Origin of the sequence: Arthrobacter methylotrophus (assembly GCF_039539965.1) — a bacterium.
Taxonomy (GTDB): domain Bacteria; phylum Actinomycetota; class Actinomycetes; order Actinomycetales; family Micrococcaceae; genus Arthrobacter; species Arthrobacter methylotrophus.
The window spans coordinates 2,784,413-2,799,083 of the sequence record NZ_BAABED010000001.1; the positions used below are offsets into that span (position 1 = coordinate 2,784,413).

The 14,671-nt window shown below is 63.8% G+C and carries 14 protein-coding genes; 6 read left to right on the forward strand and 8 right to left on the reverse strand.

The genetic code is table 11. The features are described from left to right. Window positions 1–37: 37 nt before the first annotated feature. Both ABD884_RS14715 and ABD884_RS14720 read left to right on the forward strand, forming a co-directional pair. Entirely contained in the window at window positions 38–853 is an 816-nt protein-coding gene (locus tag ABD884_RS14715; RefSeq protein WP_345047101.1) for an alpha/beta hydrolase, read from the forward strand. After that, window positions 846–1,403 carry a hypothetical protein gene (locus tag ABD884_RS14720; RefSeq protein WP_345047103.1) on the forward strand — a complete coding sequence of 186 codons (558 nt, stop codon included), beginning with the start codon at window positions 846–848 and terminating at the stop codon, window positions 1,401–1,403. The genes ABD884_RS14715 and ABD884_RS14720 overlap by 8 nt, the downstream gene beginning before the upstream one ends. 66 nt (window positions 1,404–1,469) lie before the next feature. Here the strand turns inward: ABD884_RS14720 and ABD884_RS14725 are convergent, their stop codons facing one another. Then, on the reverse strand, window positions 1,470–2,585 hold the full coding sequence (locus tag ABD884_RS14725) for an ROK family glucokinase (RefSeq protein ID WP_345047109.1): 1,116 nt from the start codon (window positions 2,583–2,585) through the stop codon (window positions 1,470–1,472). A gap of 207 nt (window positions 2,586–2,792) precedes the next feature. Here ABD884_RS14725 and ABD884_RS14730 point away from each other — a divergent pair, with 207 nt between their 5' ends. Further along, a complete protein-coding gene (locus ABD884_RS14730) occupies window positions 2,793–4,604 on the forward strand; it encodes an AMP-dependent synthetase/ligase (protein WP_345047111.1) in 1,812 nt (603 codons plus the stop codon). 80 nt (window positions 4,605–4,684) lie between these two features. Here the strand turns inward: ABD884_RS14730 and ABD884_RS14735 are convergent, their stop codons facing one another. Continuing rightward, entirely contained in the window at window positions 4,685–8,080 is a 3,396-nt protein-coding gene (locus ABD884_RS14735) for a pyruvate carboxylase (RefSeq protein ID WP_345047114.1), read from the reverse strand. 80 nt (window positions 8,081–8,160) lie between these two features. Between ABD884_RS14735 and ABD884_RS14740 the strand changes: the two genes are divergently transcribed. Further along, window positions 8,161–8,403 carry a hypothetical protein gene (locus ABD884_RS14740; RefSeq protein ID WP_345047115.1) on the forward strand — a complete coding sequence of 81 codons (243 nt, stop codon included), beginning with the start codon at window positions 8,161–8,163 and terminating at the stop codon, window positions 8,401–8,403. Further along, window positions 8,394–9,212, forward strand: coding sequence for a ParA family protein (locus ABD884_RS14745; protein WP_345047120.1), 819 nt, complete (start codon window positions 8,394–8,396; stop codon window positions 9,210–9,212). The genes ABD884_RS14740 and ABD884_RS14745 overlap by 10 nt, the downstream gene beginning before the upstream one ends. Window positions 9,213–9,330: 118 nt before the next feature. On the opposite strand, the gene ABD884_RS14750 is transcribed toward ABD884_RS14745, so the two are convergent. The 6 genes from ABD884_RS14750 to ABD884_RS14775 form a co-directional block, all read right to left on the reverse strand. Beyond that, on the reverse strand, window positions 9,331–9,924 hold the full coding sequence (locus ABD884_RS14750) for a MerR family transcriptional regulator (RefSeq protein WP_345054836.1): 594 nt from the start codon (window positions 9,922–9,924) through the stop codon (window positions 9,331–9,333). Window positions 9,925–10,164: 240 nt separating this feature from the next. Continuing rightward, complete coding sequence (locus tag ABD884_RS14755) at window positions 10,165–10,668, reverse strand: bifunctional nuclease family protein (RefSeq protein ID WP_345054839.1); 504 nt, start codon at window positions 10,666–10,668, stop codon at window positions 10,165–10,167. Further along, on the reverse strand, window positions 10,668–11,384 hold the full coding sequence (ftsR, locus tag ABD884_RS14760; RefSeq protein ID WP_345054842.1) for a transcriptional regulator FtsR: 717 nt from the start codon (window positions 11,382–11,384) through the stop codon (window positions 10,668–10,670). The genes ABD884_RS14755 and ftsR overlap by 1 nt, the downstream gene beginning before the upstream one ends. Window positions 11,385–11,404: 20 nt before the next feature. Further along, entirely contained in the window at window positions 11,405–11,884 is a 480-nt protein-coding gene (locus ABD884_RS14765) for an FHA domain-containing protein (protein ID WP_028266693.1), read from the reverse strand. A 142-nt stretch (window positions 11,885–12,026) separates the two neighbouring features. Continuing rightward, the gene (gcvH, locus tag ABD884_RS14770) at window positions 12,027–12,413 is read right to left on the reverse strand and encodes a glycine cleavage system protein GcvH (protein ID WP_028266692.1); all 387 of its coding nucleotides are present in this window, start codon (window positions 12,411–12,413) and stop codon (window positions 12,027–12,029) included. A 363-nt stretch (window positions 12,414–12,776) separates the two neighbouring features. Further along, the gene (locus tag ABD884_RS14775) at window positions 12,777–14,000 is read right to left on the reverse strand and encodes an MFS transporter (protein ID WP_345047130.1); all 1,224 of its coding nucleotides are present in this window, start codon (window positions 13,998–14,000) and stop codon (window positions 12,777–12,779) included. Window positions 14,001–14,171: 171 nt separating this feature from the next. On the opposite strand from ABD884_RS14775, the gene ABD884_RS14780 reads away from it, so the two are divergent. After that, window positions 14,172–14,618 carry a MarR family winged helix-turn-helix transcriptional regulator gene (locus tag ABD884_RS14780; protein ID WP_345054847.1) on the forward strand — a complete coding sequence of 149 codons (447 nt, stop codon included), beginning with the start codon at window positions 14,172–14,174 and terminating at the stop codon, window positions 14,616–14,618. Window positions 14,619–14,671: the final 53 nt, after the last annotated feature.

Sequence of the window (14,671 nt, forward strand, 5' to 3'; positions counted from 1 at the left end):
TGCAACGTGCCGCCAACAGAGTAGCCTCGGAGTCATCATGAACAGGATCCCTGATCCCTCCCCGTACGTCAGCGATTTTACCGGCGGCGGACCTAGCGTCGGCGTCGTGATGAGCCACGGCTTCACCGGCAGTCCGCACAGCATGCGCCCCTGGGCAGAGTACCTTGCGGCCGAAGGCTACGCCGTCCGCCTCCCCCTGCTTCCGGGCCATGGGACTACTTGGCAGGACATGTCCACCCGGCACTGGCAGGAATGGCACCACGCAGTGGATGAGGCGTACCTCAACCTCCAGGCCGAGTGCGATTTCGTCTTCGCCGCCGGGCTGTCGATGGGCGGGACGCTGGCCCTCCGGATCGCGGCTACCCGCCCCGTGGCGGGTAGCGTCGTCGTCAATCCGGGACTGGTGATCGATGACCCCCGCGCGGCAGTGGTTGGCCTTCTCAAGCACGTGATGAAATCCACCCCGGCCATTGCCAACGACATCCTCAAGCCAGGCATGGACGAGGGAGCGTACCCCAGAACACCGGTCGCGGCAGCCCATGAGCTGAAGAAGATGTACAAGGACACCGCCACCCTCCTTCCCAGGATTTCCGCCCCCGTGCGCGTCTTCCGTTCCTCCGTGGATCACGTGGTTTCGGATCGAAGCACCAAGCTCTTGACGGAGCGCGTCACCGCTTCGATGGAATTCAGCACCCTGGGGAACAGCTACCACGTAGCCACCCTGGATAATGATGCCTTGGAGCTCTTCCGTGGCTCGGCCGAGTTCATCCGGAAGACGATGGCTGGACTGACCAGCGGTTCCGCCGCTGCCCGCCAGTCCGGCTCCGAACTCCGGGACCTACCCCATGAATAGGCCAGGACCTGATTCCGCAGACCAGAGCGCGAACAAGGGCGACGACGCCGTCTGGCTCGATATTGTGGCGCGGCTTGAGTCGATGCCTTCCTCAGCGTTCGATGAGCCGCTGCCGGCGGAGGAGCTCCCCAACGAGCCGGTGCCTGAACAAGGTCCCGGACCGGATACGGTTCCGGGCAAGACCACATCCCGTTCATTCCAGGACTTCGATCCGCTCGGGTTGTCAAAAAGAGGCGCTGCCGAAGGACTCGGCACAGGAGAGGGGGAGGACGGCGGAACGACCGGTCCGCGGGACTATGACGTCGAAGACGAGAACGGGTTCGTGCCCGAGGACCCGCCGAGCCTGGCCGGCACAGAACCCCTGACCATGCTCGCCTGGATCGGAGCCGTGGGCGGCCCGCTTGCGCTGCTCTTCACCGCAATGTTCTGGCGCTCAGCACCTCTCCTGGCCGTGATGGGCATCTTGGTGGCGTTTCTGGCCTCGGTGGTGTACCTCATCATGAAGCTGCCCCAGGAAAAAGACGAGAACGATGACGGAGCCCGCGTCTAAATGGCAGTCCTGGGTAGCTTGCCGCATCGCAGATAGTCCCAGCTCGAGCCGCAGGGACGCCCGTATCTAACCGCGTGCCCTGCCGCTGACCCGGGACAGATCCGCAGCGCCTATCATCCCTGCCCGCGGCCCCAATGCCGCAAGCTTGATGGCGGCAGCGGGTCTGAAACCGCGGCCCGTGAGGTTCCGGGCGAACGCAGTCCGCGCGGGGCCCACAAGAAGCTCTCCTGCATCGCACAGTCCACCGCCGATAACGAATGTCCCGGGGTCCAGCGCAGCCGCCAGGTTCGCCAAGCCGAGCCCGAGCCAGTGCCCCACCTCTTCCAGGAGCTCCCTTGAAGCCGGGTCTCCGGCTTTTGCCCTCTCGGTCACGGTGACGCCCGTAATGCCTTCGGCAGCTCCCCCGGCTGCCTTGAGCAATTCGTGGGCTACCGGCGAATTCCGCAGGGCCAACTCCCGGGCTTCCCTGCCGAGCGCGTTCCCAGAGGCATATTGCTCCCAACAGCCCCGGTTGCCGCATTCGCAGCGGTGCCCGCCGGGCACCACGATCTGGTGGCCGAACTCTCCCGCTACGCCGAAGCGCCCGCGTTCGACGCGTCCATCCATGACCATGGCGCCACCGATGCCGGTGCCGAGCGTGATGCAGACGAGGCGGCTCTCCCCAAGACCAGCGCCGAAGCGCCATTCAGCCCAGGCAGCCGCGTCGGCGTCGTTAGTCACCAGTACCGGGCGCCTCAACAGGCTCTGGAGGTTTTCGCGCAGCGGTTCGTTACGCCAGGCGAGGTGCGGGCTGAACAGCACCGTGCCGCCGTCGAGATCCATCCAACCGGCCGCACCGATTCCCACGGACGCGATCCGGTGGCTTCTGCCCAATTCCTGAACCAGCTCGACGATCACCCGCTCCACGGCGCGGGGGTCATTACCGGGCGTGGAGCGCCGGGCTTCATCGACGACACGGCCCGAGGGATCCACAACTCCCGCCGCCACCTTGGTGCCGCCGATATCGATCCCGATGGCAAGTCCCCTGCGTCCGAGATGCGAGCGGCGGGCGGCCCAAGGCACTGACTCCCATCGGGTGCCGCCATGCAGGGAGCCCGGACGCCGGCCGGTTGTGGTTGAACCGGGCCAGGAAGTCTTCAGAACTCTTGCCGCGGCCTGGTCGTTGGATGAAATCAGAGGCATCCCGCCATCCTATTCCGGGTGCCGCATATGTACTGACATGCAGACTCTGCGGACGGAGCGCCTGTCCGCCGACATTGGAGGGAATGACGCGCTTCGCGTAAAGTTACTCATCAGTAACCTTAGTAGGTGAATTGCGCCACACCCATTACTTGGCCGTATAGAGTTAGAGCAGCCCCGCAATGGTCTGTTGATATCGAAGGAGCTATCGTGCGTGAATTCAGTGTTCCGCCCCTGGTGAATGTTGCCCCCGAAACCAACATCACGGACCTCGTGGTTCGTCAGGCCATCAAGCCATCCAACCCGGCACTATTTGCCAAGCTCAACGGCACGGGCCAATGGCAGGACATCCGGGCAACGGAGTTCCTCAGGGACGTCTCGGCCCTGGCCAAAGGCCTGATCGCGAACGGCGTCGGCTTGGGAGACCGCGTGGGCATCATGTCCAGGACCAGGTACGAGTGGTCCCTGGTGGACTTCGCCGTCTGGTTTGCGGGAGGCATTTCCGTACCGATCTACGAAACCTCTTCTCCGTCCCAGGTGGCTTGGAACCTCGGCGACTCAGGAGCTGTTGCGGCGTTCGCGGAATCCGCGCACCACGAGGACGTCATCCGCCAAGCCGTCTCTGCTGAAGGACTCAGCACTGTTGCCAACGTCTGGCAGCTTGAAGGCGGCGGCCTTGACGTGCTCCGTACCGCGGGAAGCGGTGTGAGCGATGAGGATCTTGAGGGCCGCCGCAGCAGTGCCGGGCTTGCCGACGTCGCCACCATCATCTACACATCCGGCACAACGGGCCGCCCGAAGGGTTGTGAGCTCACGCACGGCAACTTCGTGGAACTCTCCGAGAACGCCCTGGCTTCCCTCGGCGACGTCGTCAACGAGAATGCCAAGACCATCATGTTCCTCCCGCTGGCCCACGTCTTTGCGCGGTTCATCTCGGTCCTGGCCGTCGCAGCCGGCGCCCAAGTCGCCCACACCCCGGATATCAAGAACCTCTTGGCGGACCTCCAGAGTTTCCAGCCAACGTTCATCCTGGCCGTTCCCCGCGTCTTCGAGAAAGTCTTCAACTCTGCACTCACGAAAGCGGAAGACGGCGGCAAGGGCGCCATCTTCCACAAAGCGGTAGAAACAGCGATCGCCTACTCCAAGGCGCAGCAGTCGGGTTCTGTCGGGCTGCTTTTAAGGCTCAAGCACGCCGTTTTCGATCGCTTGGTGTACCGGAAGCTCCGCGCCGCTATGGGCGGCCACGTCAGCCACGCAGTCTCCGGTGGCGGCCCCCTCGGGGAACGGCTGGGGCACTTCTTCCACGGCATCGGCCTGCAGATCCTGGAAGGATACGGATTGACCGAGACCACGGCGCCCATATCAGTCAACACCCCGTCGCTGATCAAGATCGGCACGGTGGGGGCTCCGCTCCCCGGCAACGCTGTCAAGATCGCCGACGACGGCGAAATCCTCACCAAGGGCGTCTGCGTCATGAAGGGGTATTACAAGCGGGACGACCTCGCCGCGGACACTTTCGTGGACGGCTGGTTCCGCACGGGCGACATCGGTGAGCTCGACGAACAGGGCTTCCTGAAGATCACCGGCCGCAAAAAAGAGATCATCGTGACCGCCAGCGGCAAGAACGTCGTGCCCGCCCACCTCGAGGACCAAATCCGGGCCGACGCCCTGGTGTCCCAAGTCCTTGTCATCGGCGACAACCGGCCCTTCATCGGTGCCCTGGTCACTCTGGACGAGGAAGCGCTGCCAGGCTGGTTGGAGCGCCACGGCCTTCCCACATCAACCAGTACGAGCGACGCGGCGGACAATACCCTGGTCCGGGCGGCCGTCCAGGAACTGATCAGCCACGCCAATCAGTCAGTCTCGCAGGCGGAGGCGATCAAATCGTTCCGGATTGTCCCGGCCGATTTCACGGAAGCGTCCGGGCACCTCACCCCGTCCTTGAAGGTCAAGCGCGCCCAAGTCATGAAGGACTTCGACGCCGTGATCGAGGAAATGTACTCGGCACCCAAGGCGTCCTGAGGCACCGCCAAAGCGCAGAAAGGTCCCGGGCTCGTGAGCCCGGGACCTTTCCCATGCCGTCTCCGGCAAGGAGCGCGCGACTATCCGACGACGAGCAACAAGTCTCCGCCCTGGACCTGCTCCACGTTGTTGATGGCGAGGCGCGAGACCGTGCCGGCCACCGGCGTCGTAATCGACGCCTCCATCTTCATCGCCTCAATGGTGGCGATAGTGTCGCCGGCCTTGACGGCGTCTCCAGCCTTGACGGTCAGGGTTACGGCACCCGCGAACGGCGCTGCGACCTGGCCCGGCTGGGCGGGGTCCGCCTTCTCCGCAGCCTTGACATTGCTGACAACGGACTTGTCACGGACCACCACGGGCCGGGACTGGCCGTTGAGCTTGCACATGACGGTACGCATGCCCTTTTCGTCGGGCTCCGAGACCGCTTCCAGCGAGGCGATCAGGCGCACGCCTTTCTCGAGTTCCATCACGTGCTCGGCGCCGAGCTGGAGACCGTACAGGTAGTCACGGGTGTCAAGGACTGAGAGGTTGCCGTAGGTCTCGACGCTCTTGAGGTAATCCTTCGTGGGACCATCGAACAGCAGCCGGTTCAGGGTCCCCTGGCGGGACTTGGAATCACCCTTGAGCGCTGCACTGTCCTCGGCACTCAGTTCGACGTCGCGGACCTTGATGCTGCGGCCCTGGAGCGCCTTGGTGCGGAACGGCTCAGGCCATCCTCCGGGAGGATCTCCCAACTCACCCGAGAGGAAGCCGATGACGGAGTCCGGAATATCGTAATTCTGCGGGTTCTCGTTGAAGTCCGCGGGGTCTGCATGGATTCCCACGAGGTGCAGTGCGAGGTCTCCCACGACCTTCGAAGACGGCGTCACCTTGACCAGGCGGCCCAGAATGCGGTCCGCTGCGGTGTACATGTCCTCGATGGCCTCAAAATGCTCGCCAAGCCCCAGCGCGATGGCCTGCTGGCGCAGGTTGGACAGCTGGCCACCCGGGATTTCGTGCTGGTAAACCCGGCCTGTCGGGCCCGGTAGGCCGGATTCGAACGGTGCATAGACGCGGCGGACGGCTTCCCAGTAGGGCTCCATCGCACTGACGCTGGCCAAGCCGAGTCCGGTGTCGCGCGGGGTGTGCGCCAAGGCTGCCACAAGGGCCGACGCCGACGGCTGGCTCGTGGTGCCTGCCAGCGACGCAGACGCGACGTCGACGGCGTCCACGCCGGCTTCCACGGCTGCCAGGAGGGTGGCCAGCTGGCCGCCTGCAGTGTCGTGCGTGTGCAGGTGGACCGGAAGGTCGAAGCGTTCACGCAGGGCACCGACGAGCTTGGCTGCGGCCGCCGGGCGAAGCAGACCAGCCATGTCCTTGATGGCGAGGATGTGTGCACCGGCGTCGACGATCTTCTGGGCGAGGTCCAGGTAGTAGTCGAGGGTGTACAGGTTCTCGTTCGGATCCAGGAGATCGCCGGTGTAGCAAAGTGCGACTTCGGCCACGGCGGTGCCGGTAGCCCGCACTGCGCGGATAGCCGGGGCCATCTGGTTGACGTCGTTGAGGGCGTCGAAGATGCGGAAGATGTCGATGCCCGTCGCCGCAGCCTCGTTGATGAATGCCTCGGTGACTTCTTCGGGGTACGGCGTGTACCCAACGGTGTTACGGCCACGAAGCAGCATCTGCAAGCAAACGTTGGGCAGCGCCTTGCGGAGCGCAGCGAGTCGGTCCCAAGGGTCTTCGCCGAGGAAGCGCAGGGCCACGTCGTAGGTGGCACCGCCCCAGGCTTCTACCGACAGCAGTTGAGGCATCAGCGCGGACACCGCAGGTCCGGCAGCGACGAGGTCGCGGGTACGGACACGGGTAGCAAGGAGCGACTGGTGTGCGTCGCGGAACGTGGTGTCCGTGACCGCCACGGCAGTCTGCTCCCGCAGCGCTTTGGCAAATCCCTCCGGACCCAATTCCTGCAGCTTCTGGCGGGAACCGGGGGGTGCAACAATCCCGGAGACCGAAGGAAGCTTGGCTGCGGGGTCCGAATGGACTTTGAGTTCGCCATTGGGCTTGTTGACGGTGACATCGGCCAGCCAGGTCAGCAGCTTGGTTCCGCGGTCTGCGGACACGTGGGACTTCAACAGCTCGGGGCGCTTGTCGATGAAGTCGGTGGCCACGTTGCCGGCTATGAAGTCCGGATCGGCCAGGACAGCCTGGAGGAAGGGGATGTTGGTGGACACGCCGCGGATGCGGAACTCGGCCAAGCCACGCCGCGCGCGGGCCACGGCGGCCGGGTAATCGCGGCCGCGACAGGTCAGCTTGACCAGCATGGAGTCGAAGTGCGGGCTGATCTCGGCGCCTGAGTAGACCGTGCCGCCGTCGAGACGCACGCCAGCGCCACCAGCGGAACGGTAGCCGGTGATCCGTCCGACGTCGGGCCGGAAGCCGTTCGCGGGATCTTCGGTGGTGATGCGGCACTGCAGGGCAGCACCCTTGATGGACACCGACTCCTGGCTCAGGCCGAGGTCGGCGAGGGTCTCCCCCGACGCGATGCGCATCTGTGCCTGGACGAGGTCAACGTCCGTGATTTCCTCGGTCACCGTGTGCTCAACCTGGATGCGCGGGTTCATCTCGATGAAGACGTGCTGGCCGGCGCGTTCGCCCTCGGTGTCCACCAGGAACTCGACGGTGCCGGCGTTGACGTAGTTCAGGGCCTTTGCGAATGCCACAGCGTCACGGTAGAGGGCTTGGCGGATGGACTCATCCAGGTTGGGTGCCGGCGCGATTTCCACGACCTTCTGGTGGCGGCGCTGCAGGGAGCAATCGCGCTCGAAAAGGTGCATGACATTTCCCTCGGCATCAGCCAGGATCTGGACCTCGATGTGGCGAGGACGCAGCACTGCCTGTTCCAGGAACATGGTGGGATCGCCGAACGCGGCGTCAGCCTCACGCATGGCCGACTGGAGGGCTTCAGGGAGGTCCTCGCGGGTCTCCACCCGGCGCATGCCGCGACCGCCACCACCAGCGACGGCCTTGGCGAAGATCGGGAATCCGACCTCGTCCGCGGCAGCGATCAGCTCATCGATGTCACGGGAAGGCGCGCTGGACTTCAGGACCGGTACACCGGCCTTGCGTGCGGCCTCGAGTGCGGCGACCTTGTTGCCGGCGAGCTCCAGAACTTCCGCCGGTGGGCCAATAAACGTGATTCCTGCTGCTTTGGCCGCCCGGGCGAGGTCCGGGTTCTCGGACAGGAATCCATAGCCTGGGTAGATCGCGTCGGCGCCGGATTCTTTCGCGACACGGACGATCTCGGCCACGTCAAGGTAGGCGCGGACCGGATGACCCTCCTGGCCAATCAGGTAGGCCTCGTCAGCCTTCTGCCGGTGGATCGAATTGCGATCCTCATACGGGAAGACCGCTACGGTCTTGGCGCCGAGTTCGTAGCCAGCGCGGAAGGCCCTGATCGCGATTTCGCCGCGATTAGCCACCAGAATCTTGGAAAACATGCTTCTCCTGCATCATTGCGGGTGTAACGGTCGGTGGTCACAGTGTGTAAGACCTCCATACCCAAACACAAATCTTTGTGGTGACAGTCACACGGGAATTCGTCACGAGCAGTGTAGCTTCGCCCACGATGCAGTTTCACGTGCTAGAAGGCTGCGAAGTAACAGACGTCCCAAGCGGTTCAGCGCTGATAAGACGGGAATCAGCGGCCGCGCACCATATGATGTTGAAGGGCGGCGGCAGAGCCCCGGTTCCGGCAACGCCGGAACACAAGCACCGCGACACGGCAACCGGCGTTAGGTTTTGGGTTTTCAAGTGCAAGTAGTCAGCATCAGCAGCCTCAAAGGCGGCGTGGGCAAGACATCCGTAACCACGGGGCTAGCCTCGGCCGCATTGGCCGCAGGCATCCCCACCCTCGTTGTGGACTTGGATCCCCATGCCGACGCCACCACGGCCCTCGGCGTCCAGGCCAGCGAGCAGCTGGACATTGGCCGGATGCTCAAGAATCCCCGCAAGGCCCGACTCTTGGAAAACGTGGTCAGCAGCGGCTGGGTTGAACAGGCACGCCGCAACGGCGGAGGCTCGGCCCTTGATGTCGCGGTTGGATCCGCGTACACGGGAATCTATGATCGGCCGGACCTCGGGCGGCGAGATCTCCGCCGCCTCAGTTCCGTCCTTGCCCCGGCCGAAAAGTATGAGCTGGTGCTCGTCGATTGTCCGCCATCCCTCAACGGATTGACCCGCATGGCCTGGAGCGCGAGTGACCGCGTTGTACTTGTTGCCGAGCCTGGTCTCTTCTCGGTAGCCGGCACGGAACGCACGATGCGCGCCATCCAACTTTTCCGTCAGGAGTTCGCTCCCCAACTGGCCCCCGCAGGCATTGTGGCCAACCGGGTCCGCCCGGCCTCCGCCGAGCACACCTTCCGGCTCGCCGAGATGGAATCGATGTTCGGCGAACTCTTGCTGGCCCCGCATATCCCGGAGCAGGCGAACTGGCAGCAAATCCAGGGTGCCGCGCATGCTGTGCATCACTGGCCTGGCGATTCTGCCAAGAACACTGCCAAGCTGTTCGACTCCCTATTGGAGAACATGCTGTCCTCACGCAACGGCACGCAGGAACACGGCCAACGCTGAGCGACGCGGGGATCTGCTCGGCAAGAAGCTCACTTCGATAACAGCGATGAAGCCGCTTTCCTGTTGGAAGGCGACTTCATCGCTGTTCTCACGGTCCTGCGAAGGATCCGACGGCGGCTCAGCCCGTGCGGCGCGCGGACCGCCGCTTGCTCAATTCGTCGTCGGGAAAGGACTGTTCTGCGGCGTGCTCGCTCGGGAGCGCAGCAAGGCTCCCCTCGACTTCGCGCCACACGCGGCCTACTGCGATACCGAACACCCCTTGGCCACCCTGGACCAGGTCGATGACTTCATCTGCGGACGTACACTCATAGACACTCGCGCCATCGCTCATGAGCGTGATTTGGGCGAGGTCTTCCACTCCGTGTTCGCGCAAATGCTCCACGGCCGTGCGGATCTGCTGGAGGGACACGCCTGTGTCCAGAAGGCGCTTGACGACTTTGAGAACAAGAATGTCCCGGAAACCATAGAGCCTCTGCGATCCAGAACCAGCAGCTCCCCGTACAGCGGGTTCCACAAGTCCCGTGCGTGCCCAGTAGTCAAGTTGGCGGTAGGTGATACCCGCCGCTTTGCACGCAGTGGGACCACGGTAGCCGGCATCTTCATCCAAGACCGGAAGGTCCTCGGTGAAAAGCAGACCCTGAGCACCGCTTGCGGGTACAGCAATGCCTACCGAGGCCTGCTTTAGCTCGCCTGCTTCGCCTTTGGGACTCACGTGACCCTCCTTGTCAGAAGTTCCCTTGGGGATGGTGCATACGGCGGCCAACACGAAGGGAAAATGCAGTCGTGTAATTTCAGCGCGTCCGCACCTTTCAGTGTGACTTGCGCGGGCCCTGTACGCAACGGGAACTTGATACCTTCGACGTTAGGCGTGCCGGGGCCTCAGGTCAAAGACGTCCGGCCCTTTTCGGATCGTGTCGAAACTTTCACCCTCACCTTTAACCTTAGGCGGCGTTCAGCCTTCGAAGTCCTCGGGTTCCACGTCGTCCAGGAACTCCCGGAAGCGGCGCAATTCCCGTTCTTCGTCGACCTCGGGACCAGGCTCGGTATCTTCGCCTTCGTCATGTTCGGTGATTCGAACGCCGGCCTCATCCATCACTGCGTCGGCACACCAGATGCGGCATTTCGCCCGCAACGCAAGGGCCAACGCGTCCGAGGCACGGGAACTGACCACTGTGCCGTTGTCGAACTGGAGCTGGCCATAGAAGATGTTGTCCTCAACCGCCACGATGTTGACACTGATGATCGTGTGGCCCAAGGCCTCGACGACGTCGATCATCAGGTCGTGGGTCATGGGCCGGGGCGGAACCACACCTTGCTGGGCCAGGGCGATGGCACTGGCTTCGGGCGTACCGATCCAGATGGGAACATGGCGCTCCCCGTGCATCTCACGCAGGAGAACCAGCGGCTGGTTTGAAGGCAGTTCAATCCGCACGCCAACAATCTCGACCTCAATCATCATGCGTCCATACGAGAGATTCGGTCCTGCACCAAAGCTCGGTGCAGGCTGAGGCAAAGCTCGCTGATTTCCCGGGCAGCCTCGGCAGCCCGGGACTGGGATGCCGCGTCCTTTCGGGAGGTCAGCGGCGCGACAACCCGCTCCACCAGACCGAATTCGCGTTCGGCCGCAGCCTGGAACGGACGGAGGTGCCGCGGCTCGAGCCCGTGGCTTTCAAGTTGCACGCATGCACGCGCCACTTGCAGGGCGTGTTCATCGAATTTTCCGTTGACGTGACTGATGAGCCCGAAGCTGAGAAGGGACTGCACTAGGCGAACACTGGCTCCGGATTCCGCCCGGAGCTGTTCCTCGGTCAGAGCGCGCGTATGCCCCTGCAACTCAGCGGCCAATTCATCCGAGACAATGCGGGGGGAAACCGATACTCCCGGAGGGAGGTTTTCGGGACGTTCGCCGCGGTCGATCGCGTCCAAATAGTCTTTGATGACTTTGAGGGGCAAATACTGGTCACGCTGAAGGGCCAACACGAAGCGCAAACGCTCAACGTCACTTTCGGCGTACTGCCGGTATCCCGCAGGGGTGCGCTTGGGATTGATCAGTCCCTTTTCCTCAAGAAAACGGATCTTGGACGCCGTCATGGTGGGAAAATCGTCGCTGAGTTGAGCGAGGACCTCTCCAATGTTGAGGACCTGCGGTCCGCGCCGTTCCGGCTGGGCCATTGCCACAGGCGTACCCGGTATCAGTCCTGCCCTGCTGCGCGGGCAGGACTCAAGTAGTAGGTGAGACGGAACTTTCCGATTTGGACCTCGCTGCCGTTCTTGAGCAGTACGTTGTCCACCCGGTCCTGGTTGACATAGGTGCCGTTGAGGCTTCCCGTGTCCACCACTTCGAAGCCCTCGGGCGTGCGTACGAATTGCACATGCTTACGCGAAACCGTCACGTCGTCCAGAAAGATATCCGCATCCGGGTGACGCCCGGCCGTGGTGGTATCCGAGTCCAGGAGGAACCGCGCGCCGGCGTTGGGGCCGGTGTGCGCAATCAGCAACGCCGAACCCGGAGGCAATGCCTGCACAGCGGCGCGCTCTTCCGGCGCCAGCGGCGGGCGAACATCCGGCTCATGGTGGCGCACCGGCGTGAGCTGGATGGAGGTGGTCTCCGACGTTGGCCGTTCTACAGCACCGTGCTCGTCCCGGGCGTGGTTCCGTTTGCCGCCAACCATGGAAGTCCTCCTCATCCGCCGGCAGCCGTTGTCAACTGCCGGTTACGCATCTACCCGGTTCCGCCGGGCCCAAACGGGTCGCTGGCCCGCCGCCGTCGCTCCCCTGCTTCGGGGAGGGCCAACCGGGCGGACCAGATACCTTTTAGCCTACCTGTTGTTCGTACTCTGATGCACTGAGGAGCGTTTCGATGGCGTCGGCTTCCGACAGCTTGACTTCGAACAGCCAACCCTCACCGTAGGGGTCCGAGTTGATGAGGGCAGAATCGGTGTCGAGGGCCTCGTTGCGGGAGACAATTTCGCCGCTGACCGGGGCATAGATGTCGCTCACGCTCTTGGTGGACTCAACTTCACCCACGACGTCGTTGCCCTTGACGGTAGTGCCGGGCTCGGGCAACTGGGCATAGACCACATCACCGAGCGCGTCCTGGGCGAAGTCCGTGATGCCGACGCGCACAACGCCCTCTGCATCCGGGGCGCTGACCCATTCATGTTCGGCGGTGTAGGAAAGCTCGGCAGGAATGTTGCTCATGAGTCGCCTTTCATCGGTACGTTACGGACCACGACGGCAGGCCGGGCTTCCGGCCACCGCTGAAAGTATAAGCACATCAAGCCCTCCTCCCCACAGGTCTCGGGGATGATTGGGTCGATACCGATCCGCACAGTCCTGCAACGCCGTCGAAGGAGCGCGATCATGCCGGAAACTGCCTGAAATCGCTGCCCTGAGCGACTACCTGGACGATCGGCTGTCCGGCGCAAAGCGTGTAGCGACGAAATCCTCCACGCGACGAAGCTATCTCCTGTCGCCGTCGGCTCCTCGCTGGACCTGCCGGCAAGAAGCCTGGCGCTATCCATTGAAAACCGCAGTGCTGCCGTGGGCTTTCTTGTGTTTCGCTTAGGCGAGCGGCACATCCTCCGGCTCGCGCACGACGTCGGGGGCTGCTTGCGGTGCGGAAGCAGACTGAGCTGCTCTCCCCCGCCGGGCCGCTGCCGCGGCGGCGATCATGACGATCAGGGCCGCTGCGGTGATGGCGGCCCCGGCCCAGATCGGTGAGGTATAGCCCAGACCCAGGGTGATGGTGACGCCGCCCAGCCAGGCGCCGAGGGCGTTGCCCAAGTTGAAGGCGCCGATATTCGCGCCGGAGGCGAGGGTGGGCGCGGTGGTGGCAAAGTGCATGACGCGCATCTGCAGACCCGGCACGGTAGCGAAGCCGAAGCCGCCCATAAGCGCTAGCGAGAACAGGGTGGCCACCGGGCTGACGGCGGTGAGTGCGAAGCATACGAGCACCAGTACCAGGCCCGCGAGGATGACCACGAGGGTTTTGTCGATGGATTTGTCGGCCGCTTTGCCGCCGGCGATGTTGCCGACGAACAGCCCGGCGCCAAACAGGACGAGGAGCCACGGGACGGCATGGGGATCGAATCCGGAGACGTCGGTCAGGGTGAAGGCGATGTAGGTAAAGGCTCCGAACATGCCGCCAAAGCCGAGAATCGTGACGATGATGGACAGCCACACCTGACCGGAGGCGAAAGCGCCAAGCTCGCCGCGGAGGCTGCTGGCGACGGCGCCCTCCTTGGTGCGCGGGACCATGAGGGCGATGCCGATGAGGGCGGCAACGCCGATGAAGGTAATGGCCCAGAAGGTGGACCGCCAGCCGAGGTTCTGGCCAAGGAAGGTTCCGAAAGGCACGCCCAGCACGTTGGCGGCAGTGAGGCCCGTAAACATGATGGCAATCGCTCCGGCCTTTTTGTGGGCCGGGACCAGGCTGGCCGCGACCACTGAGCCGATACCGAAGAAAGCTCCGTGGCAGAGGGCCGCGACAACGCGCCCAACCAGCATGGCCGGGTAGCTGTCCGCAATGGCGGAGAGGAAGTTTCCCGCGATGAACAGGACGAGGAGTCCGATCAGCACAGGCTTGCGAGGCAAGCGAGTGACGGCCGCTGTCACCAGGAGGGCCCCGACAACGACGCTCAGCGCGTAGCCGGTGATGAACCAGCCGGCGGCTGCTTCGCTGACTCCGAAGTCGGCGGCAATCTCGGGCAAGAGGCCCATGATGACGAACTCGGTCAGGCCAATGCCGAATCCACCGAGGGCAAGGGCGATCAACCCTGCGGGCATGTTGTGCTCCTTTGTGGGGATGGATTCCCGTAAGACTGGAAGTGCGCCGCCGAGAACCATAGAATATTAGTTGCAGACGCTGCATATATAGTTGCACGCGCCATGTAATTGCGCAAGCAACTACTTTGCGTGCGTCTGGTTTTTCATCAATCGGCAGGAGTTACGGGAGACATGGGCATCAAGGACGACGCCGTTGAGGTGCGCGCGCAGGGGTGGCGGACTCTCGCGGCGCTGCACGGCACCATCGAGGCAGCACTGGAGAAGGCGTTGCAATCGGCCGCGGATCTTTCGGTGGTCGAGTACACGGTGCTCGACGCGCTGAGCCGTCAGGACGGCTGGCACATGCGGATGCAGCAGCTCGCCAGGGCCACAGCACTATCCAGCAGCGCCACGACGCGCCTGGTGAACCGGCTCGAGGACCGCGCACTGCTGACCAGGATCCTGTGCGCCGACGATCGGCGCGGAATCTACACGGAACTCACTGCAGCGGGTCAAAAGTTGCTGCTCGCGGCCAGGCCCGTGCATGACGAAACCCTGGCGGAGTCTCTGGCTGCTGCGGAGTCGGTGCCCGAGCTTGAACCACTAGTGAAGGCGTTGGGGGCGCCGCAGGGGGCCTGAGGCCTTGCCTTGTTTCGTGGGCCGCGCAGCGTTGGTTGGGCGTGCCGTGGGCG

Excerpts from the sequence above, each read along its gene's own strand:
- ABD884_RS14715 (WP_345047101.1), top strand. The coding sequence starts at position 38 with ATGAACAGGATCCCTGATCCCTCCCCGTACGTCAGCGATTTTACCGGC.
- ABD884_RS14720 (WP_345047103.1), top strand. The coding sequence starts at position 846 with ATGAATAGGCCAGGACCTGATTCCGCAGACCAGAGCGCGAACAAGGGC.
- ABD884_RS14725 (WP_345047109.1), bottom strand. The coding sequence starts at position 2,585 with ATGCCTCTGATTTCATCCAACGACCAGGCCGCGGCAAGAGTTCTGAAG.
- ABD884_RS14735 (WP_345047114.1), bottom strand. The coding sequence starts at position 8,080 with ATGTTTTCCAAGATTCTGGTGGCTAATCGCGGCGAAATCGCGATCAGG.
- ABD884_RS14755 (WP_345054839.1), bottom strand. The coding sequence starts at position 10,668 with ATGATTGAGGTCGAGATTGTTGGCGTGCGGATTGAACTGCCTTCAAAC.
- ftsR (WP_345054842.1), bottom strand. The coding sequence starts at position 11,384 with ATGGCCCAGCCGGAACGGCGCGGACCGCAGGTCCTCAACATTGGAGAG.
- ABD884_RS14765 (WP_028266693.1), bottom strand. The coding sequence starts at position 11,884 with ATGGTTGGCGGCAAACGGAACCACGCCCGGGACGAGCACGGTGCTGTA.
- gcvH (WP_028266692.1), bottom strand. The coding sequence starts at position 12,413 with ATGAGCAACATTCCTGCCGAGCTTTCCTACACCGCCGAACATGAATGG.
- ABD884_RS14775 (WP_345047130.1), bottom strand. The coding sequence starts at position 14,000 with ATGCCCGCAGGGTTGATCGCCCTTGCCCTCGGTGGATTCGGCATTGGC.
- ABD884_RS14780 (WP_345054847.1), top strand. The coding sequence starts at position 14,172 with ATGGGCATCAAGGACGACGCCGTTGAGGTGCGCGCGCAGGGGTGGCGG.